Source organism: Streptomyces johnsoniae, assembly GCF_031845565.1.
In the GTDB taxonomy this organism is placed as follows: Bacteria; Actinomycetota; Actinomycetes; order Streptomycetales; family Streptomycetaceae; genus Streptomyces; species Streptomyces johnsoniae.
The window spans coordinates 1-998 of record NZ_JAVREV010000049.1; the positions used below are offsets into that span (position 1 = coordinate 1).

Annotated in this window: 1 protein-coding gene; it reads right to left on the reverse strand. The window is 70.0% G+C overall.

Annotation, left to right across the window (positions count from 1 at the left end):
• Positions 1-889, reverse strand: an 889-nt coding sequence (locus RM779_RS33200; protein ID WP_311621520.1) for an IS481 family transposase, incomplete at its 3' end; no start/stop codon positions are given.
• Positions 890-998: the final 109 nt, after the last annotated feature.

Here is a 998-nt window from a genome sequence, read left to right on the forward strand (position 1 = left end):
GGTAGTTGTACCAGTCGATCCAGTCGGTGAACGCGGTCTGGCGTTCGGTGTCCGAGGTGTAGGGGCGGTGGTAGGCCCATTCCTCGAGCAGGGTGCGGTGGAAGCGTTCGACCTTGCCGTTGGTCTGTGGCCGCCAGGGGCGGGTCCAGCGGGGGCTGATGCCCAGTTCGTGGCAGGTGCGGCGCCAGGTGTTCTTGGTGTAGGCCCAGGCGTTGTCGGTCAGGACGCGTTCGACGGTGATGCCCAGGGTGGCGAACCAGGCGGTGGCCCGCGCGAGGAAGGCGGCGCAGGTGGGGGCGGTCTCGTCGGGGAGGTCTTCTGTGTAGGCGAGGCGGGTGTGGTCGTCCAGGGCGGTGTGGAGGTAGGCGTATCCGGTGCCGTTGCGGCGGTCCTTGTTCGGGCTGCCGGCTGCTCTGCCGAGGACTTTGTGGCCGCCGCCGTCGGGGATGCGGCCGAGTTTCTTGACGTCGATGTGGAGGAGTTCGCCGGGGCGTGCGCGTTCGTAGCGGCGGACGGGTTCACCGGTGGCCCGGTCGAGTGCGGCCAGGGGCGGCAGGCCGTGCCGGGTGAGGATGCGATGGGCGGTCGAGGGTGCGATCCCGCATCGGGCGGCCAGTCTCAGCGGGCCGATCCGGTGCTCGCGGCGCAGCCGCACAACACGTTCCTCGATCGCGGCCGGCGTCCGCAGCGGCTGGTGGTGCGGACGGCTGGTCCGGTCACTCATTCCGGCGATGCCGAACCGGCGGTAGCGGGCGGCCCAGCGCGCAGCGGTGGTGTGGGAGACCTGGAAGCGTTCCGCGGCCCTGCGCAGGGGCCACCCGTCCTCCACGACACAGCGGGCCAGACGCAGCCGACCGGTCTCGGTCAGCGGAGCGTTACGGTGGGACACGAGGGCCTCCTGCGGTCGGACGTAGATGTCGCAATCCACACCGAGCCAGAAGGCCCTCACCCATTTCAAGCACCCAACACGCGTGTCACCAACGTCCCGGGACAACACA